This window comes from Gilliamella sp. Pas-s95, assembly GCF_009795795.1.
Classification (GTDB): domain Bacteria; phylum Pseudomonadota; class Gammaproteobacteria; order Enterobacterales; family Orbaceae; genus Gilliamella; species Gilliamella bombicola.
The window spans coordinates 15,226-40,351 of the sequence record NZ_WTFC01000025.1; the positions used below are offsets into that span (position 1 = coordinate 15,226).

The following is a 25,126-nucleotide window of genomic DNA, read 5'->3' on the forward strand; positions in this document are numbered from 1 at the left end:
CGGTGCCTCTTATTAAAAATATGTGGAGATTTAAGATGAGTAAAAAAATTGCTGTACTGGTTGGGAGTTTACGTAAAGACTCTTATAACTTAAAAGTAGCAAAAGTTTTTCAGAAAATAGCACCACCATCACTTTCGTTACAAATTATCCAAATTGGGGATTTACCTTTATATAATGAAGATATTGATAATAATGCCCCTCCAGCTTCTTATACTCGTTTTCGTCAAGAAATAGCCGATTGTGAGGGTGTTATTTTTGTGACACCTGAATATAATCGAGGCTTACCAGCAGTGATCAAAAATGCTATAGATGTTGGTTCGCGTCCTTATGGTAAGAGTATTTGGTCAAAAAAACCTGCAGCAGTTGTTTCCGTTTCACAAGGTGCAATTGGTGGGTTTGGTGCTAATCATCAATTACGACAATCTTTAGTCTTTTTAGATATGCCAACATTGCAACAGCCTGAAGCTTATATTGGCAATGTAAATGCTGCTTTTGATGAAAGCGGTAATATTACCTCCAAAAGTGAAGAGTTTTTAACTGTTATCATTAATAGCTACGCTAGCTGGGTTGAAAAGTTAAGCCAATAACGCTTTATTTTACCATTCACAGTCAATATAATTGGCTGTGTTTTCTTAGCAAGCAAATTAATTCGTTTTATCATGCCTATATTTTTTCCTAATAGTGAACAAAAATTGTTACACCGCGCGCAGTTAGTGGCGGGTTATACTTTTGGAGAAATAGCACAATATTTAAATATTCCTATCCCCTCGGATTTAAGCAAACAAAAAGGTTGGGTAGGTAATCTTATCGAAATTTTTTTAGGAGCTAATGCTGGTAGTAAGGCTGAACGTGATTTTGCCAATTTAGGAATTGAACTGAAAACGATTCCCGTTGATAAGCAAGGTAAACCGTTAGAAACTACTTTTGTCAGCGTTACACCATTAATGGCTAATCATGGCGTTATTTGGGAAACCAGCCATGTTAAATATAAACTAACAAAAGTACTTTGGATTCCAATAGAAGGCGAAAGAACGATTCCTCTTGCTGACCGAAAAGTAGGAAAACCTATTTTGTGGACACCAACTCAAGAACAAGAGCGACAACTTAAGCAAGACTGGGAAGAATTAATGGATATGATAGCGCTAGGGCAGGTTGAAAAAATTACTGCTCATTATGGCACCTATCTACAACTCAGACCCAAAGCGGCCAATGGACAAGCACTTACTGAAGCAATTGGTGAAAATGGGCAAATTATTTTAACTCGCCCTAGAGGATTTTATCTTAAAAAGTCATTTACTATGCAAATTTTAGATAATGCAATGAAGTATTAATAGTTTTTATGTTCAACTAAATCGCACACACCGTTACATATCATAATCATCACCTCCTAGTTAAAAAAAATAATATTACTTTCATATAGTTGGCAAAAAAATCAAATCTACGTCACATTTTTTCACATTAGTGATTTACTTAGATCAAATGTGAGAATAAATTCACTTTAACATTTGTGAAACAATAAGAGAATTTGTGAGGATTTAATATGAATTTTATTTTATCTGGGCATGGGAATGTTGCTATTGAAATGAAAAAAAGTATCGAAATGATAGCTGGAAAATACCTCAATTTACATGCAATAACCTTTGAACCTGGTGAAGGTATTGAAAGTTTGCAAGATAAATATCTAAAAATTATTAACCAATCAGAAAACCAGCAATTCATTATTATCACTGATATTTTTTCTGGTAGTCCTTATAACGCGGCAGCGATATTAGCGCTGAAACGAAGAAATATTGAAGTTATCAGCGGGCTCTCCTTACCACTTTGTTTGGAGTTATTAAATTCTGATTACTCCTTAATCAATATTGAAAACGCATTTGAACAACTTGACAACGTCAAATTGGATTTTATCAAGTCATTCAAATCATTATCTAAAAATGCATGTATAGAGGAGGATTTATAAATGATTATAAATTTAGTTCGCATTGATGATCGTTTAATTCATGGTCAAGTGACGACTGTTTGGACCAAAGAAGCCAAAGCAGAAAGAATAATTGTTGTAAGTGATGAAGTCGCCAATGATGAGATCCGTGCAACACTCGTTAAACAAGCAGCCCCTCCAGGCACTAAAGTTTCGGTAGTGAGCATTGAAAAAGCTGTAGCTGTTTATAAAAACATAAAGTATGAACATGATACCGTATTTTATCTATTTACTAATCCAACCGATGTGTTGCGCTTAATTCAAGCTGGTGTTCCTATTAAAAATGTCAATATTGGTGGTATGTCATTCAAAGCTGGTAAAAAACAAATTACTAAAGCTGTTTCTGTTGATGAAAACGACGTATCGGCATTTAGAAAAATGCATGATATTGGAGTAAATCTTTATTTAAAAGTGGTGATTACCGATCCTTTTGTCGATTTTATCAAACTACTTGAACAAGAATTTCCATATTAATAATCACTATTAATAATCACTATTAATAATAAAATAGGAGGCAATAATGGAGATTTCATTATTTCAAATCATATTAGTTTTTATTTTTTCTTGTGTGGCTGGTATGGGGAGTGTGCTGGATGAGTTTCAAACTCATCGTCCATTAATTTCCTGTACTGTAATTGGTTTAATTTTAGGAGACGTCAAAACCGGAATTATTCTTGGAGGTACATTGGAACTTATCGCATTAGGTTGGATGAACATTGGAGCAGCGCAGTCACCCGATTCAGCATTAGCCAGTGTTATATCAACTATTTTAGTTGTAGTTGGTAAACAAGATATCCAAACTGGCATCGCTATCGCATTACCAGTTGCTGCAGCAGGACAAGTACTTACAGTATTTGCTAGAACCATCACAGTGGCCTTTCAACATGAAGCAGATAGTGCAGCTGAAAAAGTCCAATTTAGAAAAATAGAATTATTACATTTTAGTGCACTTTTTGTTCAAGCTCTAAGAGTGGCAATTCCTGCGACATTAGTTGCTATATATGTTGATGCAAACACAGTAAATAGATTATTAAATTTATTACCTGATATTGTTACTGGCGGCCTTGCTGTTGCTGGTGGATTTATTGTTGTTGTCGGTTATGCCATGGTTTTAAATATGATGATGGTCAAATACTTAGCACCATTTTTCTATCTGGGTTTTATTTTGGGTGGATACCTAAACTTTAGCCTCCTATCATTTGGTATTTTAGGAGTCATTTTTGCCATTATTTATGTTCAATTAAATTCTAAATTTAATACAGTTAAAAATAATGAAAATGCAATAAATCTATCAACCAATAGCAAATCAATTATTGCCGATGATGAATTAGATGATTAATTAACAAGGATTTTATTATGAAAGAAATGATAAACACCATCCAAAAAAAAGATATTATTAATACGTTTATTCGATCTAATTTTCAACAAGCTTCTTTTAACTATGAACGAATTCACGCTTTGGCATTTTGTGTGGATATGATACCAACAATAAAACGAGTCTACAAAACAAAAGAAGAACAACGTGAAGCCTTAAAACGACACCTCACTTTTTTTAATACTACTCCTGCGATGTGTGGTCCTATACTTGGTGTCACAATGGCAATGGAAGAAGCAAGAGCCAACGGTGCACCTATTACAGATGGGACGATTAACAGTTTAAAAATTGGATTGATGGGACCGTTGGCCGGTGTCGGTGATCCATTGGTATGGGGAACACTCCGCCCAATTACAGCAGCACTTGGTGCATCATTAGCGCTTTCCGGCAATATAGCCGGCCCATTATTGTTTTTTATTCTGTTTAATTTAGTTAGGCTTGCTATGAAATGGTATGGACTGACTTATGGTTTATCAAAAGGGATAGGGATTGTTAAAGATCTTTCCGGCAATATTTTACCAAAATTGACAGAAGGCGCGTCAATTCTTGGATTATTTATCATGGGAGTATTGGTCACAAAATGGACTTCAATTAACGTTCCATTAGTTGTATCTCAAACAGCTGACATAAATGGTAACCAAATCACAATGACAGTTCAAAGTATACTTAATGATCTTGTTCCAGGCTTATTACCGCTTGGATTAACACTCTTAATGATGAAACTACTCAGGAAAAAAGTAAGTCCAATAATACTAATTTTTATACTTTTTGCTGTAGGTATTATTGGATATGGTTTAAGAATACTTGCTTAACAAAATGATAAATAAATGTTTATTAAAATTTAAAGAGTTTTAAGTTCAATAACCAAAATTCAAAAAGTACGCAAAAAGGTTAGTCAGTTATTTTATTTACACAATATAAATAAAATCTTTCAGCCTTTTTGTGTCTGCCCTTCAACAAGATTTAACTTATCAAAGAGGAATATATGAAAACTCAAGCAGTTAGGTTGTATGGTAAAAATGATTTGCGACTAGAGTCGTTCGAACTTCCCCAAATAAATGATGATGAAATTTTAGTTTCGGTAGTTGTAGATAGCATGTGTATGTCTTCATTGAAATTAGTCAATCAAGGAGAAGATCATAAAAAAACACCACCTGATTTAGTCAATAATCCTATCATCATTGGTCACGAATGCTGTGGTGAAATTTTAGAAGTTGGAAAAAATTGGCAGCATAAATTTAAAGCGGGACAAAAATATGTAGTACAAGCGAATCTACAACTTAAGGATAGTCCTTATTGTGTCGGTTATTCTTATCCATACACAGGAGGATGCGCCACTTATATGATCATTAATCATGATGTATTAAAACAAGATTGTTTAATTCCTTATGATGGCAACACCTACTTTGAGGGTGCTTTAATTGAACCTTTATCCTGTGTTATTGGTGCATTTAATGCTAATTATCATTTAAAACCTAATAGTTACCAACATGTTATGGGAATAAAAAACGGTGGGGATCTGATAATTTTAGGTGGAACAGGCCCAATGGGGATGTTGGCAATTGATTATGCTCTAGGGGGACCAATAAAACCTAAAAAAGTGGTTGTCACAGGACGGAGTAAAGAAAAAATTGCTCATCTTAAAACGTTGTATCCTCCTCGTAATGGCATTGAACTTGAATTTGTTGATATATCAAATGTTGATGACCAATTAGAATCATTAAAAAGCCATTCGACCAAAGGTAGTTTTGATGATATTTTTGTTTTTTTACCTTCACAAGAATTAATACAGTTAGCATCAAAATTATTAGCTTTTGACGGTTGTCTTAACTTTTTTGCAGGTCCTCAGAATAAAGATTTTTTAGCTGAAATTAACTTTTATGATATCCATTATAACTTTACCCACATTGTTGGAACATCTGGTGGAAATACCGACGATATGCGTGAGGCAGTAAAACTTATTGAAGCTGGAGCTGTTGATGTAGCTAAAATTGTTTCACATATTATGGGGATCAATCAAGCTAGTAAAGCAACTCAAATGCAAGATAAAATTAAAGGTGGTAAAAAATTAGTTTATACCCATAAGCAATTTGAACTTAAAAATATAGAATCATTGACTGATAGTAAAGATGATATTGCATTAAAACAAATACTGAATAAAAATCATGGAATTTGGTCAAAAGAAGCTGAAGATTTTATATTAAATTATTTTCCTGATATTGAACCTTAATTTTTGATATACTTTATTAGCATCAAGATGTCATCATGCTGAAAATAAATGACTTCTTGATGTTATTAAATAGGCTAAATTTTAAAACAATAGATAATAAGATAACGCTACGATGATAAATCACAATTTTAGCAATAACGATTTTGAGCAACATAAAATGTTAATTAAAATTGCACAGCTGTATTATGAAGAAAATAAAACGCAGTCAGAAATAGCAAAAATAGTCCATATACATAGGTCGAGCATAAGCCGAATGCTAAAAACAATACGTGAATTAGGCCTCGTCTCTATTTCAATTAATTATGATTTATTACCCAATATCGCCTTAGAAGAAAAGATTTGTAGTCAATTTAATTTAAAACAAGTTATTGTTGTGCCTGTTAACCCCAATTTAGATAATGATACGAAAAATCAAATTGTGTGTAATGTAACATCTAGTGTATTACTTAAAAATATTCACGATAACGATGTTATTGGTATATCTTGGGGACGCTCAATTAATTATATTGTCGATAGTTTAAAAAATGACAATAATACGTTTGACAATATAACCATTGTACCAATGATTGGTGGACCTTCTGGAAAAATTGAAACAAAATATCATGTCAATAACATTGCCTATAAATTATCCAACAAACTGAAAAGTAAATCGATATTAATTGATTATCCAGCCATTGTTGACACATCTAAATTGAAAGCTGAAATTGAAAAAACTCAGCACATGAAAGAGTTAAAAGATTGGTGGAATAAAATAACCATAGCATTGTTTAGTATAGGCTGCCCCGCCATATCTAAAAGTTCAATTTGGTACGGTTTTTATGGCGAACTATTCCAAACGATTACCAATAAAAAAATTGTGGGCGATATATTATCTCGATTTTATGATAAAAATGGAGCTGAATTAGATACACCATTCTCTAATCAGATTATTGGCGTCACCTTAGATAAACTAAAACAAATCCCACTTAAAATTTGTGCTAGTGGTGATCCCGAAAAACTTAATAGCTTAGTTGCAGCATTAAATGCAAATTATATTGATATATTAGTCATTAGTGATGAGTTAGCTAATCAACTAATTGACTAATTTTCAAACCAAAATAATAAAAAATAGTCTTAATTAATGACAATACTATTTTTGATATTTAATATCAAGTATTAAAATTTTTGAATTTCGTTGATAATTATAAAGTTGCTTTTTTTTAATTGGCAAATCATCTACCTCTGCTGGATTGAATCCTTTTTCCCTAAACCAGTGAATACTGCGAGTAGTGAGAACAAATATTTTTTCTAATCCTAACTGGGTTGCTTTTTCAGTTAACTTTTCAATTAATACGTTTCCCCGAGACGAGCTACGATAGTCTGGGTGAATAGCTACACAGGCCATTTCACCCATTTTTTCTTCAGGATAAGGGTAAAGCGCAGCACAACCTATTGTCATGTTATCACGTTCAATAATGGTAAATTTATCAATCTCCATTTCTAATTGTTCACGAGATCGTTTAACCAATACACCTTGTTCTTCCAGTGGACGAATAAGTTCTAAAATCCCACCAATATCGTTAATCGTTGCCGAACGAACCTTCTCAGAATGCTCCATTGCAACTTGTGTTCCAATTCCATCGCGCGAAAATAATTCTTGTAAAATCGAACCGTCAATCAAATAACTTACCAAGTGGCTTCGTCTAACTCCACTCCGGCATGCTTTCGATGCTGCGCGTAAGAACCGTGCTTCACTGGATAAATGTTTGCCTTGCTGTTCTTTTTGATTAACATAATTATCTGCATCAACTGGATAAAGGTCAGTAATAACACGACCTTCTTCATCTAAAACTCCTTGTTCTGCACAAAAACTGATTAATTTATCCGCTTTTAAGCGAATGGCAACTTCCGCTGCAACATCCTCAGATGCTAAATTAAAACTTTCCCCAGTAACCGAAACACCAACTGGGCCTAATAACACAATAGAGCCGCGATCTAACTGTTCTGCTATCGCCTCGTTATTGATTCGTCGGATTTTACCTGTATGACAATAATCAACACCATCATCAACACCTAATGGTTGTGCAATCACAAAATTACCACTGACAACACTGATATGTGCACCTTGTAATGGGGTATTATTTAAGCTCATTGATAAACTTGCGGTAATATTAAGTTGTAATGATCCTGTAACTTGTTTAATGATGTCTAGCGTCACTGCATCAGTGATGCGCGTATTTTTATGATATTTCGGCACAATATGATATTTTTTTAAAGATTCATCGATCTGATTACGAGCACCATTGACAATAACAAGTTTAATACCAAGACTATAGAGTAAACCAATATCACTGATGATACTTGAATAATTATTACTTTTTAACACTGCACCTGTGAGCAAAATCACAAATATTTTTCCATGATGAGCATTAATATAAGGTACTGAGTGTCTTAATCCATCAACTAATTCAGTTGTACGTTCTTGCATTTTTACAATCACCTTAAAATGAATATTTATTCAAATTAAATGTAATTTTATTTATTTTTGATTTAATAGCAAGCTATATTTTAAGGCTCTATCAACAATCTGAATATTCACTATCTATGAAAAATAAAGCTGAAAATCGATAACTATCTGATTGAAAAATGACTGATTAACCCAACATTAAATGGTTAATTACGAAGATTCAGTTAAAATTTTTAAAACCGTTAGTATGGAAAAAAGCATGCCATATTGGCATGCCCTATAACATTAAACTTTAGATCGATAAAATTATATTTTTGTTAAATCAATGACCTTTTTAAAGCGATAAAAAACAATTGAGCCAAGTACTACACTTGATACTGCAATAAAAAAGTCTATTAAAATAGCATAACTGACATTGATCATAGCTAATTTTGGCACTATACGCGGAATGACAACAAACGATAGTCCACTAAATGTATACATACAACCAACAGCCAGACCTTTACGAGTTGGGAACAGTTGTTGCATTACAACCAAAGTCAACTGTAACACGCCGCCTGCAGCAGTAAATCCTACGCCAATTGCAGCAATGATACACATGACTGGCGAAATATTGAAATAAAACACAATTAATACTAAGGCAGACAAAGCAGGCAGAATAATAATACAAAATATTGGTTTTAAGAAACGTTTAACCACAAATGCTGTAACAAATACCGAGATAATGGATGCGGTACTATAATAGCTGATCAGTTGGTTTGCATCGATATCGCTCATATTAACACCTTTAATAGCGATAGTTGGCAACCACTGTAAAATAATGACAAATGTTGCTGTTGTAGTAAACCCCATTATAATCAATAAAATACCTTCAAATTCAAATCGAGGATTACCTGTAAAATAGTTTACTGAACCCTCACAACCTTTGATTGTCGTATCTTTATGTGGAAATTGTTGAGGTAATAATAATAAACTGTTAATGATTAAATAAACAGTAAAACCGAGAAATGCCCAACCATACCATATGTTGTTGGTATCAAAAAAAGTAACAATAAAAGGTAGGATTAGCGTTCCGATGGAAATGAAAGCTTTTATAAGAACACTTGCAGAGCTCGCAGCTCCAGGAAAGCATTCAGTCAATGCAGGCATAGAGCCTGTATCTAAAAAAGAATTACCCGCCCCTACAGCAATCGCTAAACAAAAAGCTATATGAATGTTGGTACAAAAAATTATTCCTACAAAAAAGATAGCGTAACAAATCATACCTAAATAAATAAATAACTTTCTACCAAATTTATCTGATAGCACCCCACCAACGAACATTAAAAATATTTTGCCAATTCCTATGCCAGATGCAATATAACCAAGCCCAACTATATCAGTATTTAGTTGCTTTGAAAGCGCTTGAGAAAATTGCATAATCACAATTAACGCAATACTTTGAATAATATAGTTTGCATAAATAGATCCGACAATTCCATAAGAATTGATCTTTCGATTTTCCATTTGTCATACTCCATATGTAAAACATAGAACTTTAGTTTTATTCAATATATATGTATCAATATTAAGCAGAAAGAGTAAATCTAGATTTGTTACTTAACTTTTATCTTCTTTACTTCTAAAAATAGCAAAAATCTGACAGAAAATTAAAGTTATATAGAATTCTTATTATAATTTTATTGTTGTCTATTACCAATAAAAATACCACTGTTTAAGTGGTATCTGTTATAAAAGGTTAAATTAACTTCCTAGCATCTCAAGCATTTTAGCTAGAATCAAGCTTTCATCTTGATCAACATTCACTATATGGTGCGCTGCATCATGATATAAAGGCAATCTTTCAGTTAATACTTTTTCTATTTCATCAGCAATAGATAAGCCAGTTAACGATGGTCTTTGAGCAACATTCGGATCTTTCATTAAACGAGCAGCTAGTGTTGCCGCTGGAGCAGATAAAAAGATAACTGTGCCATTTTGTTTCATAAAATGGCGGTTATGCTCAGCTAATACCATTCCTCCACCAGTGGCAACGACGCGATTTGGTTTAGTTGTATCAACAAGCACTTGGCTTTCTCTTGATCTAAATCCTTCCCAACCTTCTTTTTCAACAATTTCAGCTACTGTTTTTTGAGTAGTTTCAAGTAAATAGCTGTCGGTATCAATAAAAGAAAACGATAGCTTATTCGCTAACATTTTTCCCATTGTTGTTTTACCTGCTGCCCTTGCACCAACTAAAAAAATTGTTTTATTCATATTGGGTTCTGTCCTTTTTTCTTTACAGAATATGTTACCATGCTAGTGATTTACTCTCGTTTTTGCAATATATTTTTATATATTATTTAATAAATTAAAAAAATAATGTTTAATGAACTCTAACATCACTTTTAAAAGCATTGACGTAAATATTTTTTTACAAAATTGTAAAAATCTTAAATAGCGCTAAAGTCTTGTTAATAAAACCAATTAACACAGTTTTTCTAGACCACGAAAATAGAGCTCTGTCGCGATCGATTGATGTAATCGCCACTGAATAATATCAAGGTCAATATTTACCTTTTTAAACTCTTCATATGTCATAAAATAACGAATAGTATTACTGCCAACACGATCATTGATACTATTGATGATGATATTTATTTTTTCGATTCGAAGTTTCTTTAGATCTTGCATTGCTGTTACAACAAATTCTGGAATCGGTTTTGTCCCATTTTCCCAATCATGCCATGTATTAACATCTGTTTTACCAATATATTCACTGGCTTCTGACACTTTTAACATAAAGAAACGACGATATGCTTGCAACTCTAAATTAGTCATAAATGCTCCTTATTATGATGCTCTTAAACTATCTAATTGATATGTTAACTTTGTTTAGACCAATTAAATAACATACAAATTTGGCAATCACAAAGCAATTATATAAATAACGGAAAACATGACTAATTCCAATTAACTAGCCATATTTACCATTTGGGCAACTATTTTTTATTCAAAGCATCAATTACAGCCTGTTTTGCGCGTTCAGAAAGATTTTTCCCCGTCCAAATTTTAAATTGAGCATTTGCCTGGCCAATAAACATTTCACGTCCTGAAATTGACTCCCAACCAGCTTGTTCAGCTTCTTGTCTAAAACGCGTATTGTATGGAGTATAAACAATATCATAAGCCACACCTTTACCTTTAAACCAAGCTTGTTTATAAGGTGTTTGATCTTCAAATTTACCCGTCATGCCTAATGGTGTTGAGTTAATAATAATTTGAGCTTCAACTTTACTACGGTCTTCCCATTTAATAGTTTTAAGATTGAATTCATTAGCTAACATATTAGGTAAATCATCTACAATATCTGTTACTGTAATATCGGTATAACCAAGTTCCTGTAACCCAACAACAGCTGCACGTGCAGCGCCCCCTGCACCAAGTAATAATACTTTTTTATAATCTGCAGGTAGTTTTTTTGTTTTAAGCGGTTCCATAAATCCAACGATATCAGTATTATCACCGCAAAGTTTATCCCCATTCCAATAAACTAAATTAGCCGCTCCCGCTTTCTTTACATGATCGGTTACTTCATCTAAATAAGGAATAACTGTTTGTTTATGTGGAATGGTGACACATAAGCCTCGAATGTTTAATAACCTTATGGATTTAAATAAAGTTGCAATATCTTCCGGAGGTGTAGCAAAAGGAACTAAAATTGCAGGAATTCCATTGTCTTGAAATGATGTAGTATGAATAAGAGGGCTCATACTATGTCCTAAAGGATAACCGATAATGCCGTATATACTATATGGCGTAAACTGTTCCATATAACCTCCTTAAAAATTAGAAAATTAAACCTAAAATGGATAAAATCGATAAATCATAGTATTAAAACATATTTATTATAAAATTAAACCGTTTTTGTATTTAATCTACATAATCAAAATTAGAAAGTTATCGTTTAATAGTAACAGACATCTATTTGTTAATATTCATTTGGACAATAAACTTATTTTACGCTTAAATAAGATAATGCTTGAGAATTTGCGTATAACAGCGTATACTTCGCTACCTCATTATTGTGGGTGTAGTGTGAGAGGTTAGACTGCTTCTCAGATAGAACTGCAGCAAACTAAAAGCCTGACGAGGTTAATTCCATTAACATATTACGCCCAAGGCTTAAGCATTGAAATTTCGGAGAATTATTGACATGTCACGAGTATGCCAAGTAACAGGAAAAGGTCCTTTAGTAGGAAATAATCGTTCTCATGCGATGAATGCTACTAAACGTCGTTTTCTACCAAACCTTCAAACTCACCGTTTCTGGATTGAGAGTGAAAAACGTTTTGTAAAATTGCGTGTATCTGCTAAAGGTATGCGTACTATCGATAAAAAGGGTATTGATGCAGTTTTAGCTGAACTTCGTGCCCGTGGTGAAAAGTACTAATAAGGAAACCATATCATGGCAAAAGGTGTACGCGAAAAAATTAGATTAGTTTCTTCTGCTGGTACAGGTCATTTTTATACCACTAGCAAAAACAAAAGAACTATGCCTGAAAAAATGGAGATCAAGAAATACGATCCTGTAGTTCGTCAACATGTAGTTTATAAAGAAGCTAAAATTAAATAGTTTTAAATAAATAAAAAAACCCAGCAATGCTGGGTTTTTTTATATCTTTTTAAAATTGACGTTACTCATTGATTGCCATAATAACTATTTAAGAAATAAAAAAGCTTCAGTTTTTACCTGAAGCTTAAAATAAGCAAACAATGATTTTATTTTAAATATTGTTGCTCATATGATCTTGCTTTTTTATCGTCAAAGACATGCTCCCAGCGTGCAATAACAATTGCAGCTAATGCATTACCTACTACATTAACTACCGTTCTTCCCATGTCTAAGATTCGTTCAACACCCATAATATAGCCAATACCTTCAAGAGGTATACCGACACTACCAAGTGTTGCCGATAAAACTAAAATTGAAGCACCAGGAACGCCAGCAATCCCTTTAGATGCAATCATTAATGTGATAACAATAATAATTTGATCCAAAATCGTTAGATCGATGCTAAATAGCTGCGCTAAAAAGATAACAGTTATACTTTGATAAAGTGTCGATCCATCAAGATTAAATGAATAGCCCGTAGGAATAACAAAGCTGGTTATTGATTTTGGAGCACCATAAGCCTCCATCTTTTCAATAATCTTCGGTAGTGCCGTTTCAGAACTCGCTGTTGAAAATGCAATCACCAACTCTTCTTTCAAAATTCTCAACAATGTAAAAATATTAAAGCGGCAAAGTTTACAAACGAGACCAAGTATCACTAATGTGAAAATAATCATTGCCGAATACACTGTTAAAATTAATTTAAATAAAGGCAGTAAGGATTCAAAACCATATTTAGCAACAGTTACCGTAATAAGTGAAAAAACGCCAATTGGTGCATACCGCATAATCATGTTAGTTACTTTAAACATGGTATCTGAAATTACTTTTAAGAAGAAAAGAAATGGTTCACGCTGTTTATCTTGTAAAGACATTAGCCCTAAACCAAAAAAGACACAAAAAAAGATAACTGGTAAAATTGCACCATCAGTCATTGCTTTAAAAATATTTGCAGGAATCATATCAAGAATCATAACAATCAAACCATGTGGTTTTCCGCTCAATTCCTCGGTTGCTTTGGCATATTTACTAATATCAGTGGTTGCAAGAGTAGATGAATCAATGCCTGCTCCCGGTGAAAAAATATTTCCCCAGCAAATACCTAACAAAATAGCAATAGTTGTAATAATCTCAAAATAAAGTATTGTTTTAAATCCTAATGTGCCTAATCGTTTTGAACCGCCAATACCTGCAATACCTAGTGTTAATGTGCTAAGTATAATAGGTAATACTATCATTTTAATTAAACGAATAAAGATATCACCCGCTGGTTGGAAGATATTGACTATCGAAAACTGATAATAAGAATGTAGAGGATGAGATGGGACAGAAAGCTCAAATAAATAGGCCCCCATCGCAACACCTAAAACCAAAGCAATTAAAATTTGCCATGCAAGATTTGTTAATATTTTTTTTATAAAAAACGCCATCTAATACTATTCCTTTTCGAGATTATTCTAAATAAAAAAGGATTAGTTATATTAACTAATCCTTTTTAATAATTAAAAGTTATTCTTCGGCTCCCGAGGCCAAATCACCCCGCCCTTCAGGCTGTGATAATAATTCAGGTTCATTATCGTCCTCTGTTTCAGCAATTCGCTGTAGTCCCACTACTTTTTCGGTTTCCGCTGTTCGAATAAGCATAACCCCTTGAGTATTACGGCCTACAATGCTGACTTCTGCAACTCGAGTACGAACAAGCGTTCCTGCATCTGTAATTAACATGATTTCATCTGTTTCATCAACTTGAACAGCTCCAACCACAGCTCCATTACGCTCACTTACTTTGATAGAAATAACACCTTTAGTTGCACGTGATTTCGTTGGGTACAATTCTTGCTGTGTACGTTTACCATAACCATTTTGAGTTGCAGTTAAGATTGCGCCATTTCCACGAGGTACTATCAGAGACACCACTTTGTCATCACTCTCAAGTTTTATGCCTCGAACACCTGCAGCAGTTCGCCCCATACAACGAACTTTATTCGCTGGGAATCGAACAACTTTACCGTTAGCTGAGAATAACATAATATCTTCAGTAGTTGAGAATTGTGAAACTTCATCATCTTCAGTATCAACATCTTCTATCATGATATCATCATTCATTTCTTCATCATCAGTCATAGCTGAAGGATCATTACTAGTTAAATCAACACCGATCAATTCATCATCGTCACGCAAATTAATTGCAATAATGCCTCCACTTCGAGGACGGCTAAATTCAATTAAAGAAGTTTTCTTAACTGTACCTTGTGCGGTAGCCATGAATACACAATGTTCATTATCAAATTCTCTAACTGGTAAAATTGCAGTAATACGTTCGTTTTCTTCCAGAGGTAATAAGTTTATTATTGGGCGACCACGAGAACCACGGCTTGCTTCAGGTAATTGATAAACCTTCATCCAATATAATCGACCACGACTAGAGAAACATAAAATCGTATCATGGGTATTAGCAACTAATAATTTTTCGACAAAGTCTTCTTCTTTAATTTTAGTTGCAGATTTACCTTTACCACCACGACGTTGAGCCTCATAATCTGAAATCGGTTGATATTTTACATAACCTTGATGCGAAAGAGTAACAACGACATCTTCTTGGGCAATGAGATCTTCAATATTAATATCTGCACTACTTGCTGTAATTTCGGTCCGTCTAGCATCTTGGAACTGGTCACGAATGGCTTCAAGTTCTTCTCGAATCACTTCCATTAAACGCTCTGAACTTGCTAAAATATGCAATAACTCACCAATTTGAACTAATAAATCCTTATATTCATCAAGAATTTTCTCATGTTCAAGTCCTGTTAGACGATGTAAGCGAAGATCTAAAATCGCTTGAGCTTGTGCATCTGATAGGTAATAGTGTCCCTCATGAATACCAAATTCTGGCGCTAAATCTTCTGGTCTAGCTGCATCATTACCTGCTTTTTCCAACATTGATGCAACGTTTCCAAGTTGCCAAGCTTGAGCCAGTAATTTAGTTTTTGCTTCACTTGGCGTTGCAGCTGCACGAATTAATTCAATAACTGGATCAATATTAGCAAGTGCAATTGCCAAACCTTCTAACACATGAGCGCGCTCACGTGCTTTACGTAGTTCATAAATAGTTCGACGCGTAACTACTTCACGACGATGAAGCACAAAAGCTTCAATCATTTCACGCAAGTTTAACAGTTTGGGTTGACCTTTATGTAAAGCCACCATATTGATACCAAATGAAACTTGCAATTGAGTCAGCGAAAAAAGATTATTTAAAACAACTTCGCCAACCGCATCACGCTTTATTTCAATAACGATACGCATACCATCTTTATCAGATTCATCGCGTAATGCCGAAATACCCTCTATTTTTTTATCTTTGACCAATTCAGCTATTTTCTCGATCAATTTTTTCTTGTTAACTTGATACGGAATTTCATTAACAATGATCGTTTCTCTTCCTGAATGGTCATCAACTTCGATAGTTGCTTTAGAGCGAATATAGATAATACCACGACCAGTACGATAAGCATTTTCAATGCCTTTTCGGCCATTAATCAATGCTGCTGTTGGAAAGTCTGGCCCATGGATATACTCCATTAAACCATCAATCGAAATATTTTCATCTTCAATAAAAGCCAAGCAGCCATTAATAACTTCAGATAAATTATGAGGAGGGATGTTAGTCGCCATACCAACAGCAATCCCTGATGCTCCATTAATTAATAAGTTAGGAATTCGTGTTGGTAACACATCTGGAATCATTTCTGAACCATCGTAGTTAGGAGAAAAATCAACCGTTTCTTTATCAAGATCCGTTAATAATGCTCCTGCAAACTTTTGCATCCGAATTTCTGTATAACGCATTGCAGCAGCTGAATCACCATCAACAGAACCGAAGTTACCTTGACCGTCAACTAACATATAGCGCAATGAAAATGGTTGGGCCATACGTACAATTGTGTCATAAACCGCCGAGTCACCATGTGGATGGTATTTACCGATTACATCCCCAACAACACGAGCAGACTTTCGATAAGGTTTATTCCAATCATATCCCGCTTCATGCATAGCAAATAAAACTCGCCTGTGAACAGGCTTTAAACCATCACGGACGTCAGGTAAAGCACGTCCAACAATGACAGACATTGCATAATCAAGATAAGAGGATTTTAACTCATCTTCAATATTAACGGGGGTTATTTCTTTGGCTAGTTCGGTCATAACACCATGTTCTCTTATTAATTTAACTCATCAAAATAGTACATAATTATAGCATAAAAATCGCTATTAATGCAGAACTAAACTGTTTTTATTTCAACTTATTCGCTATGAATAAACAACGTATTTTCAATTAATTGGCATAAGCAATTTAAAATCATGGCGTGCATTTCGTAAGCCATAACTTTTTTATAAGATGGAACTCTTATTTCAATATCATTTTGCCCAAGTAAACCTATAACTTCACCACCATCAAAAGCAGTTAATGCAACGATTTTCATGTCCTTAATTACAGCTTCTTGAACAGCACGAATAATGGCTCGACTATTTCCTTGGCAAGTCGCTATAATTAAAACATCACTTTGTTGACCTAATGCTTGAATTTGACGGGCATAAATCTCTTCATGATTAGCTATAGCACTTAATAAAACATTATCCGAGACTAAAGCTATTGCTGGAATGCTTGGTCTTTCGATATTAATACTGGTGATTAAACGTGAAGTAAAACTTTGTACATTAGCAGCGGATGAACCATTACCACAGCTCATAATCTTATTGCCGTTAAGTAAACTCTCAACAATAATATTTGCTGCTTTTTCGATAGAGTAACCGAGCGATTCAGCCATCACAATTTGAGTTTGAATACTTTCAGTAAAATAATTTTTAATTAAATCTTGCACGCTTTTCACCTAAAATTAAAATGCATTAATAATCCACTTTTGGCTTTTACCTGTAATAGCAAAAATATCAAATCTAAACTCTGTATTTTCAATATTTAAATTTTGCTCTATCATCCATAGTTGAGCGGCATGCTTGATTTTATTTTGTTTATTTAATGTCACGGTCATTTCAGCATCACCAAAATTTGCATTTTTTCGATAACGGACTTCAATAAAAACAAGGCATTTGTTATCTAACATAATTAAATCGAGTTCACCAATGCGAAATTGGATATTATGAGCAAGAAGTATAAGCCCATGTTTAAGTAGATATTGGCAAGCAATATTTTCATAATACTCACCGATTTGTTTTTTATTCGCTTTTTGAATCAGATTTAGCTTCACCATAAGTATATTGTTGCCAAGAAAGCGAGCGAGTCACTTCACATTGATTACTTGTTGATAGTTTTCCTGTCATACCATCTAAAAAATTAGCTTGATATGAATTAAGCTGATTAAACCTATTGGCGAGTCTCCACGCATCAATTCCCATTGCATACAAGCGCATTAATGAATAGTCTTTCTGAATATCGCTAGGTATGTTTGTATTCACATTATCCTTTTGCTCCATAATCATAGGAATTTCTGCATATTCAGTTTTATTCATATCATAATTAAAATCTTTAGAAGAATTAGCTATATGACTTTTTGAACTTGTATAAAGCATAACAGCTGATGAATTGCCAATAGTTTTATTTGCCCCCATATCAAGCATTGGTTTTATCAATGTTAATTCATCATACGAAGAATAAACATAAATAGCATCAAATCCCGCAGATATTTCAACTGGGGGCGTATCATTAATCAAGATAGGATTACCGGTAAGAGTAATACCTATATTACGATTCATATTGGCACTTAATGTTTGAATGTTGCCAAAATATTGCACGTAAGCTTGTGAATTATTCGCCGATACTTGCGACCATTGTTCTGCAAAGCTTTGTGCAACACGTTGTCCTAAGTCAGTTTGTGGCACTAATAATAACGGTTTTACTCTATTTTGAGAATAAATATGGTTTGCCGCATCTTTTGCTTCATCTTCAGGAGATAATGCAAAGAAACACATTTTATTAACAGAAGTAGTCTCATTATCAACCTTATTTAAGGCTAAAATAGGAATAGCGGGAGCTAGCTCTTTTATTTTAGTCACTTCATGTTTTAATAAAGGTCCTACAATTAATTCAACATTATTTTCTTGAGCTTGTTGAATTAAAATATCCATGGATGCACTAGTTGTATCAAGTACCATCACATTTTGTTGTGGTTCTTGTGGAAAAAATTTTATAGCATTGATATAACCTTGCCGAATAGTTTCACCAAATATACGTGAAGAACCATTTAATGGTAACAATAATGCAACTTTTTTTGCATTAGCATCAACAGAAAGAGTTTGTTCACCCGTTAATATGGAAAGAATTTCCTTTGCAGGGTGATCTGGATATTGTATAGCCCAATTGTTGATGGCTTGTTTTAATAGTTGTTTTTGATTTTGAGATTTTGCAACAATTGATTCTGGAGTATCATCATCTTGCGAAACAAGTGCTGTGTTATTGCTTTGGTAAGCGTAAGTTAAATCAACCCACCCTTGTAATGTAATTTCATTTTCATTTACTAAAACTTTACGAAGTTCTTCTAATTTTAATTTGCGAAAGAAATCCCATGTATTATTTAATAATTGTCTTTTTCCAGCTTCTACTTCATATTTTTCTAATTGAAGATAATCATGAGCTTGGGCATTAGTATCTTTACTGTTTATATCTAAACCTAATTTTATAACGTAATAACGATATAGCTGGGAATTAGTCAACTTTTCAAGAGTGAACTGGTTAAGATCAAACGGTTTCCTTTTTTTTACGGCAATTTCACCTTCTGATAATAACTTTTCTTTTTGCTGCTCAGTATTAAGATTAAGAGGCAAATTTGATAATAATTCACTGGCTTGCGAAAATTTATTTTCTTTCATCAAAGCGCGAATAGCTAATAATTGCCAATTAACTTTAGTAGAACCAGTGCTATTATCTGCTTGAGACAAATAATAATTAGAACTTTGATGCTCATCAAAGTTAAGGGATTTCTTCGACATTTCTAAAGCACATCCTACCAAAAATACAAACAATGGCATTATTAACATAGCACAAAAAGAGCGTTTTAAATTCATACCTATTCTCTTGTAAGTTGTTATCCCCAAATTCGTTGTACATGAACGGTCACTTCTTCTCGATCATGATAAAGCTGTTTTGCCTGAATTTGTACATTAATTTTTTTATTATTTAGTTCGTCATTTAGCAAGTGTAAACTTTGTTTTACTTCTTCATAACGCTTTTTCATTGGTAATTTGAGATTAAAAATAGTCTCTCTACACCACCCATTAATCAGCCATTTAGCTATTAATTCAGTTACTTTAGTTGGTTTTTCAACCATATCGCAAACCAACCAATAAATATTATGCTTTTTAGGAATAAATTTAAAGCCATCTTCTCTGTAATGTTTAACTTGTCCTGTTTCCATCAATTTTTCATTCATCGGACCATTATCAATGGCATAAACCATCATATTTCTTTTAACAAGTTGATAAGTCCATCCTCCAGGACAAGCCCCCAAGTCAACCGCATTTAAACCACCTTTTAATCGTTCATCCCATTCTTCATAAGGAATAAAAATATGAAAAGCTTCTTCTAATTTTAACGTAGAACGACTTGGTGCATCGGATGGAAATTTTAGCCTTGGAATCCCCATATAAAAAGGTGAATTATTTTGACTCAGTGAATAACCGACATAACAACTATTACTATTAATAAAAAATAAGTGAATAACGGGTCTTGAGGGGTTTTCAGCTTTTAATAAAATACGTTTACTTCGTAATGCCTGACGAAGGGGTACCGTAAATTTACGGCAAAACCCTGAAAGCGCTTTGCCTTCATTTGTATCAGCAACTTCAACGCGTAAATCGCCTGCTTTATCAATACATCCAGATAATGCATCAATAATAGGAGAAATACGATCATTTGTTGGTAAATCAACTAATAAATCACCAGACAAAAATATTTGTCTCGCAAAAATAAGAGTTCGGAAAGCCAAATCCTTTATCAATAATTGTGCATCGCCATCTTGATAGCATTCAAAAACAATATAGCCACTGTTTTCTTTTACTTTAACAAAACCATATATTTGTTTTTGTGCAGATCTATCTGTAATTTCTGCCGCACACTCTTTTTCAAACCCAGAACGACAATATAAAATAATCTTATTTAATTTTTGCATATTGCAATTTTTTACTCTTTTAACAGATATTATAAAAAAACAACCATATTAGTCAGATTGAACATTATCAGAATATAAAGGAGCATCCCCTTTTGGGCGCGTTTTGAATCGACGATGTAACCACATATATTGTTCAGGTGCTTTTAAAATTTCCTGTTCAATGATTTTATTCATGAATGTTGCTGCTAACACATCATCTTCAACGGGAAACTCTTCAACCCTAGGAGAAATATAAACAATATAGCGTCCATTTTTTTCTCGTTTAGGCGTAAATGGAATAATTGCAGGCAAGCCTAATTTAACTAATATACGTGTACCAACTGTTGTCGCAGCTTTTTCAACTGAAAAAAGTGGAGCAAAAACGCTATTTTTAGGTCCATAATCATGGTCTGGTGCATACCAAAGTAATTCACCATTTTTTAATGCACGGATCATACCTTTAGTATTATGACGCTCCAGCATATATTTGTTTGATTTCAAACGGCCTTTAAGCTGAACATAATCCATAACAGGATTATCATTTGGTCGATATACGCCAACACCAGGATGACTAATCCCCAGAATACGTGCACCCAATTCTAAGGTTAAAAAATGAATCCCAATAAGTAAAACACCCTGCCCCGATTGTTGCACCTTTGTTATATAATCGTCGCCAACAATAGAGGTGTGTCTGGATAGACGTTTATCTGACCAAAACCAAGCCATACCGGTTTCAAAAATAGCTACCCCAGTAGAAATAAAATTTTCACGCAACATCTGATCACGTTCTTGCTGTGGCTTTTCAGGGAAACAAAGTTTAAGATTTTGTCTTGCAGTCTCTTTACGTTTACCAATTAATTTCATTGATAGTAACCCTAATGCTTTACCTAATTGGTAAATAATCGGATATGGTAATAAAACAATTAAATACAAAATACTAATCCCAAGCCACGTTAACCAGTAACGAGGGTGTAATAAGCGTTTAGTAAAAATAGGGCGAATTTCTTGATTTTGACTCATATTAAGATCAAGTTATTGTTAATCATAAAGTCAATTATTATATACTATATCTTAATTTTAGGGGCAGAAAAATAAACAAAGCTTGACTACATAACATCAGCATTCCTTGGCTAACTTTATGATAAAGTTTATATTTAAAGCTAATCATAGCTAATAATTAGGCAGATTAGCTATGACCTTTTATTAACAAATCACTGTTTTAATTGAAATATGTTGCTTTATGAACTTAAAAATCAAACAGCTACGGGGGCTTTGATTGCAGGATGTGGATCATAATCAACGATGTCAAAATCCTCGAACTCATAATCAAAAATTGTTGGGGGTTTACGTTTAATCACTAGTTTGGGTAATGCTCTTGGCTCACGACTTAATTGTAAGTGGGTTTGTTCCATATGATTAGAGTAAAGATGTGTATCTCCCCCAGTCCAAACAAAATCACCTACTTGCAATTCACACTGCTGTGCAATCATATGAACTAGCAATGAATAGCTAGCAATATTAAATGGTAGTCCTAAAAATACGTCACAAGAACGCTGATAAAGCTGACAAGACAGTTTACCATTTGCAACATAAAATTGAAAAAAAGCATGACATGGAGCTAAGGCCATTTGATCTAATTCCCCAACATTCCAAGCAGAAATAATCATGCGCCTAGAATCAGGATCAATTTTAATTTGTTCAATTAATCGTGAAATTTGATCTATTTGGTGACCATCAGCTGTCCCCCATGCTCGCCATTGTTTACCATAAATAGGACCTAAATCACCATTAACATCAGCCCATTCATCCCAAATTGTGACGTTGTTGTCTTTTAGATACTTGATATTCGTATCACCTTTTAAAAACCAAAGCAACTCATGGATAATTGAACGTAAATGACATTTTTTAGTTGTAACAAGAGGAAAGCCTTCTTGCAAATTAAATCGCATTTGATGACCAAAAATAGATAACGTGCCAGTACCAGTTCGATCCGATTTAAGCGTACCTTCATCTAAAATTTTTTGCATTAACGCTAAATATTGTTTCATCGTGCTTTTGCCTTCTTGTCAAATCTATACGCAAATAAAAAAATTAAAATACCACCAATAATCATCGGTAAACATAAAATTTGCCCCATACTGATAATATTTAAAAATAAACCTAGTTGTTCGTCAGGTTGTCTAAAAAACTCTATAACAAATCTAAATAAACCATAGCAAAGTAAAAATAACCCAGATACAGCACCTGTAGGCCTTGGTTTTAGAATAAAAATATTTAATATGACAAATAGTATTATTCCTTCAAACGTCATTTCATAAAGTTGTGACGGATGTCTTGGTAAAATACCATTTAATTGAGAGTAAAGTGAGAACCATTCAGGATGAGACTGAACAAACATAAAATCAGCATGCGATGATGTTGGAAATAACATACCAATAGACGAATTAGTAACTCTTCCCCAAAGTTCTCCATTAATAAAATTACCAAATCGCCCAAACATTAAGCCTATCGGGACAAGAGGAGCAACAAAATCACCTACTTGCATAAAAGTTTTCTTTGTTTTCTTAGCAAAAATAGCAATAACACAAATAGCACCAATCAAACCGCCATGGAAAGACATACCTCCTTCCCAAACTTTAAATAATATTACAGGATCTTTAGTAAAAGCATCAAAGTTATAGAAAAAGACGTAGCCTAATCTACCTCCAACAAATAGCCCCAAAAATCCCCAAAATAATAAATTTTCAACTTCTTGTGACGTCCATTTACTATTTGGTTTATTTGCTCGACGCTTAGCTAAGTAAAGAGCGCCCAAGACGCCAAATAAATACATTGCTCCATACCAATGGAGTGATATAGGACCAATAGAGAAAGCTATCGGATCAAAATCAGGAAATTGCAAATATTGATTCATTTTTTAATACGCTTTTTATTTTTTCGTTTATGTACAAAGAAATTAAATTTTTTCTTTTTAGGAATACTAATAATTGGTGCATCTAATTCAGCCTGTATAGCAAAAACAGAGGAAGAAAATTCTTTCATTGCTTTTCTATAGACGTCTCTTTTAAAAGCAATAACCTGCCGAATAGGATACCAATAATTAACCCATTTCCAATCATCAAATTCAGGAGTAGAACACGCATTGAGATTAACTACCGATGGATCAGATATTAATTCTAATAAGAACCATTTTTGTTTTTGTCCAATACAAACTGGTTGATTTTCCCAACGGATCATCCTTTTAGGTAACCTATATCGTAACCAACCATTAGTAACGGATAAAATTTTCACATCTTTTGATAATAAACCAACTTCTTCATTTAATTCGCGAAACATTGCCTGCTCAGGCGTTTCGTTTTGTTTTATTCCGCCCTGAGGAAACTGCCAAGAATTTTGCCCATAACGACGAGCCCAAAGTACTTGACCATACCTGTTACAAATAACTATTCCTACGTTTGGACGGTAGCCATCATTATCGATCACTGACTACCTCAAGAAATCTATTTTTATATAGTTAAATTGTTTCATACATGGAGCAATAAATAAATAAAAAAATGAGTTAATTGAGTAAATATGCTTTCTCATATAAGTTATTTTTTTAATAACTTAATAATTGTAACAATATTAATTATAAAAAATGTTATTTCAATAGCTAGACTGCCTAAAGATCCTATCCACAAGCTATAAATAACCCATAAAAAAAACTGTATAACAACATAAACAATCACATTTTTTGTTGCTATAAACAAAACAGTTCAATCGTCACCTATGTACTACCTATAATTGAAAATAATGAATAAATTGCATCCAATCAGGTGTAGTAAGAGAATACCCACATTAAAGCTATAAAAGAAAACATTACAAACATATTTTTATGTATAAGCAAAAGTAATATATTTACAATATTCAGTATTGCTACAGGATATGATTCTGGACCTAATAAATAAAAGTGAAGAGTCATAATGACATTAACAACAGTCATCTAAAAAGATTATCATTGCGTTGCAAAAAACACTAATACCTACAAAATAACCTAACATGCCAATTAATTGTGGAATTGTCGTATATTTTTTAACAAAATTTGCACTAGCAGATTCATAAGACAAATAGGCTTAAATAATTAATTAGACTATTCATCCTTAAATATAAACTAACACAAAAGCAAAAAAGCCCAGCATCACTGCTGGGCTCTCTCTAATTTAAAAGTCTGGCGGCACCCTACTCTCACATGGGTAATACCCACACTACCATCGGCACTACGGCGTTTCACTTCTGAGTTCG

The 25,126-nt window shown here is 33.4% G+C and carries 26 protein-coding genes; 10 read left to right on the plus strand and 16 right to left on the minus strand.

Annotated elements, in window-relative coordinates:
- The first annotated feature begins 35 nt into the window (after positions 1-35).
- The 8 genes from GQ598_RS07715 (at position 36) to GQ598_RS07750 (ending at position 6,667) form a co-directional block, all read left to right on the plus strand.
- Positions 36-587 carry an NADPH-dependent FMN reductase gene (locus GQ598_RS07715; RefSeq protein ID WP_160403425.1) on the plus strand — a complete coding sequence of 184 codons (552 nt, stop codon included), beginning with the start codon at positions 36-38 and terminating at the stop codon, positions 585-587.
- Between the two features lie 72 nt (positions 588-659).
- Positions 660-1,331, plus strand: coding sequence for a DNA mismatch repair endonuclease MutH (mutH, locus tag GQ598_RS07720; RefSeq protein WP_160403426.1), 672 nt, complete (start codon positions 660-662; stop codon positions 1,329-1,331).
- 209 nt (positions 1,332-1,540) lie between these two features.
- Positions 1,541-1,960 carry a PTS sugar transporter subunit IIA gene (locus GQ598_RS07725; protein WP_160403428.1) on the plus strand — a complete coding sequence of 140 codons (420 nt, stop codon included), beginning with the start codon at positions 1,541-1,543 and terminating at the stop codon, positions 1,958-1,960.
- A complete protein-coding gene (locus GQ598_RS07730; protein WP_091350622.1) occupies positions 1,961-2,452 on the plus strand; it encodes a mannose/fructose/sorbose PTS transporter subunit IIB in 492 nt (163 codons plus the stop codon). It abuts the gene before it with no gap.
- Between the two features lie 46 nt (positions 2,453-2,498).
- Positions 2,499-3,317 carry a PTS mannose/fructose/sorbose transporter subunit IIC gene (locus GQ598_RS07735; protein WP_160403429.1) on the plus strand — a complete coding sequence of 273 codons (819 nt, stop codon included), beginning with the start codon at positions 2,499-2,501 and terminating at the stop codon, positions 3,315-3,317.
- 26 nt (positions 3,318-3,343) lie between these two features.
- Positions 3,344-4,165, plus strand: coding sequence for a mannose/fructose/sorbose PTS transporter subunit IID (locus GQ598_RS07740; protein WP_237410339.1), 822 nt, complete (start codon positions 3,344-3,346; stop codon positions 4,163-4,165).
- A 173-nt stretch (positions 4,166-4,338) separates the two neighbouring features.
- Complete coding sequence (locus GQ598_RS07745; RefSeq protein ID WP_160403433.1) at positions 4,339-5,583, plus strand: zinc-binding dehydrogenase; 1,245 nt, start codon at positions 4,339-4,341, stop codon at positions 5,581-5,583.
- A 157-nt stretch (positions 5,584-5,740) separates the two neighbouring features.
- The gene (locus tag GQ598_RS07750; RefSeq protein WP_160403435.1) at positions 5,741-6,667 is read left to right on the plus strand and encodes a sugar-binding transcriptional regulator; all 927 of its coding nucleotides are present in this window, start codon (positions 5,741-5,743) and stop codon (positions 6,665-6,667) included.
- 45 nt (positions 6,668-6,712) lie between these two features.
- Here the strand turns inward: GQ598_RS07750 and argA are convergent, their stop codons facing one another.
- The 5 genes from argA to aroE form a co-directional block, all read right to left on the minus strand.
- Entirely contained in the window at positions 6,713-8,050 is a 1,338-nt protein-coding gene (argA, locus tag GQ598_RS07755; protein ID WP_160403437.1) for an amino-acid N-acetyltransferase, read from the minus strand.
- Positions 8,051-8,335: 285 nt separating this feature from the next.
- Positions 8,336-9,535, minus strand: a complete 1,200-nt coding sequence (locus tag GQ598_RS07760; RefSeq protein WP_160403439.1) for an MFS transporter — start codon at positions 9,533-9,535, stop codon at positions 8,336-8,338.
- A 237-nt stretch (positions 9,536-9,772) separates the two neighbouring features.
- Positions 9,773-10,285: a shikimate kinase AroL gene (gene aroL, locus GQ598_RS07765; protein WP_091350615.1), complete on the minus strand. Its 513-nt coding sequence runs from the start codon at positions 10,283-10,285 to the stop codon at positions 9,773-9,775.
- A 210-nt stretch (positions 10,286-10,495) separates the two neighbouring features.
- Positions 10,496-10,849, minus strand: a complete 354-nt coding sequence (locus tag GQ598_RS07770; RefSeq protein WP_160403441.1) for a DUF1870 family protein — start codon at positions 10,847-10,849, stop codon at positions 10,496-10,498.
- Between the two features lie 161 nt (positions 10,850-11,010).
- A complete protein-coding gene (gene aroE, locus GQ598_RS07775) occupies positions 11,011-11,841 on the minus strand; it encodes a shikimate dehydrogenase (RefSeq protein ID WP_091350612.1) in 831 nt (276 codons plus the stop codon).
- Positions 11,842-12,224: 383 nt separating this feature from the next.
- Between aroE and rpmB the strand changes: the two genes are divergently transcribed.
- Both rpmB and rpmG read left to right on the plus strand, forming a co-directional pair.
- Positions 12,225-12,461, plus strand: a complete 237-nt coding sequence (gene rpmB / locus GQ598_RS07780; protein WP_034884345.1) for a 50S ribosomal protein L28 — start codon at positions 12,225-12,227, stop codon at positions 12,459-12,461.
- Between the two features lie 15 nt (positions 12,462-12,476).
- Positions 12,477-12,644, plus strand: a complete 168-nt coding sequence (gene rpmG, locus GQ598_RS07785) for a 50S ribosomal protein L33 (protein WP_034884348.1) — start codon at positions 12,477-12,479, stop codon at positions 12,642-12,644.
- Positions 12,645-12,790: 146 nt separating this feature from the next.
- On the opposite strand, the gene gltP is transcribed toward rpmG, so the two are convergent.
- From gltP to GQ598_RS11375, 11 genes are all read right to left on the minus strand, one after another.
- Positions 12,791-14,101, minus strand: a complete 1,311-nt coding sequence (gene gltP / locus GQ598_RS07790) for a glutamate/aspartate:proton symporter GltP (RefSeq protein WP_370516532.1) — start codon at positions 14,099-14,101, stop codon at positions 12,791-12,793.
- 91 nt (positions 14,102-14,192) lie between these two features.
- On the minus strand, positions 14,193-16,889 hold the full coding sequence (gene gyrA / locus GQ598_RS07795) for a DNA topoisomerase (ATP-hydrolyzing) subunit A (RefSeq protein ID WP_160403445.1): 2,697 nt from the start codon (positions 16,887-16,889) through the stop codon (positions 14,193-14,195).
- Between the two features lie 98 nt (positions 16,890-16,987).
- Positions 16,988-17,566 carry an SIS domain-containing protein gene (locus GQ598_RS07800; RefSeq protein WP_160403447.1) on the minus strand — a complete coding sequence of 193 codons (579 nt, stop codon included), beginning with the start codon at positions 17,564-17,566 and terminating at the stop codon, positions 16,988-16,990.
- 15 nt (positions 17,567-17,581) lie between these two features.
- Entirely contained in the window at positions 17,582-17,953 is a 372-nt protein-coding gene (locus tag GQ598_RS07805) for a YraN family protein (protein ID WP_091350604.1), read from the minus strand.
- Positions 17,919-19,688, minus strand: a complete 1,770-nt coding sequence (locus GQ598_RS07810; RefSeq protein ID WP_160403449.1) for a penicillin-binding protein activator — start codon at positions 19,686-19,688, stop codon at positions 17,919-17,921. Before GQ598_RS07810 ends, GQ598_RS07805 begins: the two co-directional genes overlap by 35 nt.
- Before the next feature lie 95 nt (positions 19,689-19,783).
- Positions 19,784-20,866, minus strand: coding sequence for a 23S rRNA (cytidine(2498)-2'-O)-methyltransferase RlmM (gene rlmM, locus GQ598_RS07815; RefSeq protein WP_160403451.1), 1,083 nt, complete (start codon positions 20,864-20,866; stop codon positions 19,784-19,786).
- A 48-nt stretch (positions 20,867-20,914) separates the two neighbouring features.
- Positions 20,915-21,865 carry an LpxL/LpxP family Kdo(2)-lipid IV(A) lauroyl/palmitoleoyl acyltransferase gene (gene lpxL, locus GQ598_RS07820; RefSeq protein ID WP_160403453.1) on the minus strand — a complete coding sequence of 317 codons (951 nt, stop codon included), beginning with the start codon at positions 21,863-21,865 and terminating at the stop codon, positions 20,915-20,917.
- A gap of 233 nt (positions 21,866-22,098) precedes the next feature.
- Positions 22,099-22,893: a thymidylate synthase gene (gene thyA / locus GQ598_RS07825; RefSeq protein WP_160403455.1), complete on the minus strand. Its 795-nt coding sequence runs from the start codon at positions 22,891-22,893 to the stop codon at positions 22,099-22,101.
- On the minus strand, positions 22,890-23,759 hold the full coding sequence (gene lgt / locus GQ598_RS07830) for a prolipoprotein diacylglyceryl transferase (RefSeq protein WP_160403457.1): 870 nt from the start codon (positions 23,757-23,759) through the stop codon (positions 22,890-22,892). The genes thyA and lgt overlap by 4 nt, the downstream gene beginning before the upstream one ends.
- The gene (rppH, locus tag GQ598_RS07835; protein ID WP_160403459.1) at positions 23,756-24,328 is read right to left on the minus strand and encodes an RNA pyrophosphohydrolase; all 573 of its coding nucleotides are present in this window, start codon (positions 24,326-24,328) and stop codon (positions 23,756-23,758) included. Before rppH ends, lgt begins: the two co-directional genes overlap by 4 nt.
- Before the next feature lie 107 nt (positions 24,329-24,435).
- A complete protein-coding gene (locus tag GQ598_RS11375) occupies positions 24,436-24,573 on the minus strand; it encodes a YgjV family protein (protein ID WP_370516533.1) in 138 nt (45 codons plus the stop codon).
- Positions 24,574-25,126: the final 553 nt, after the last annotated feature.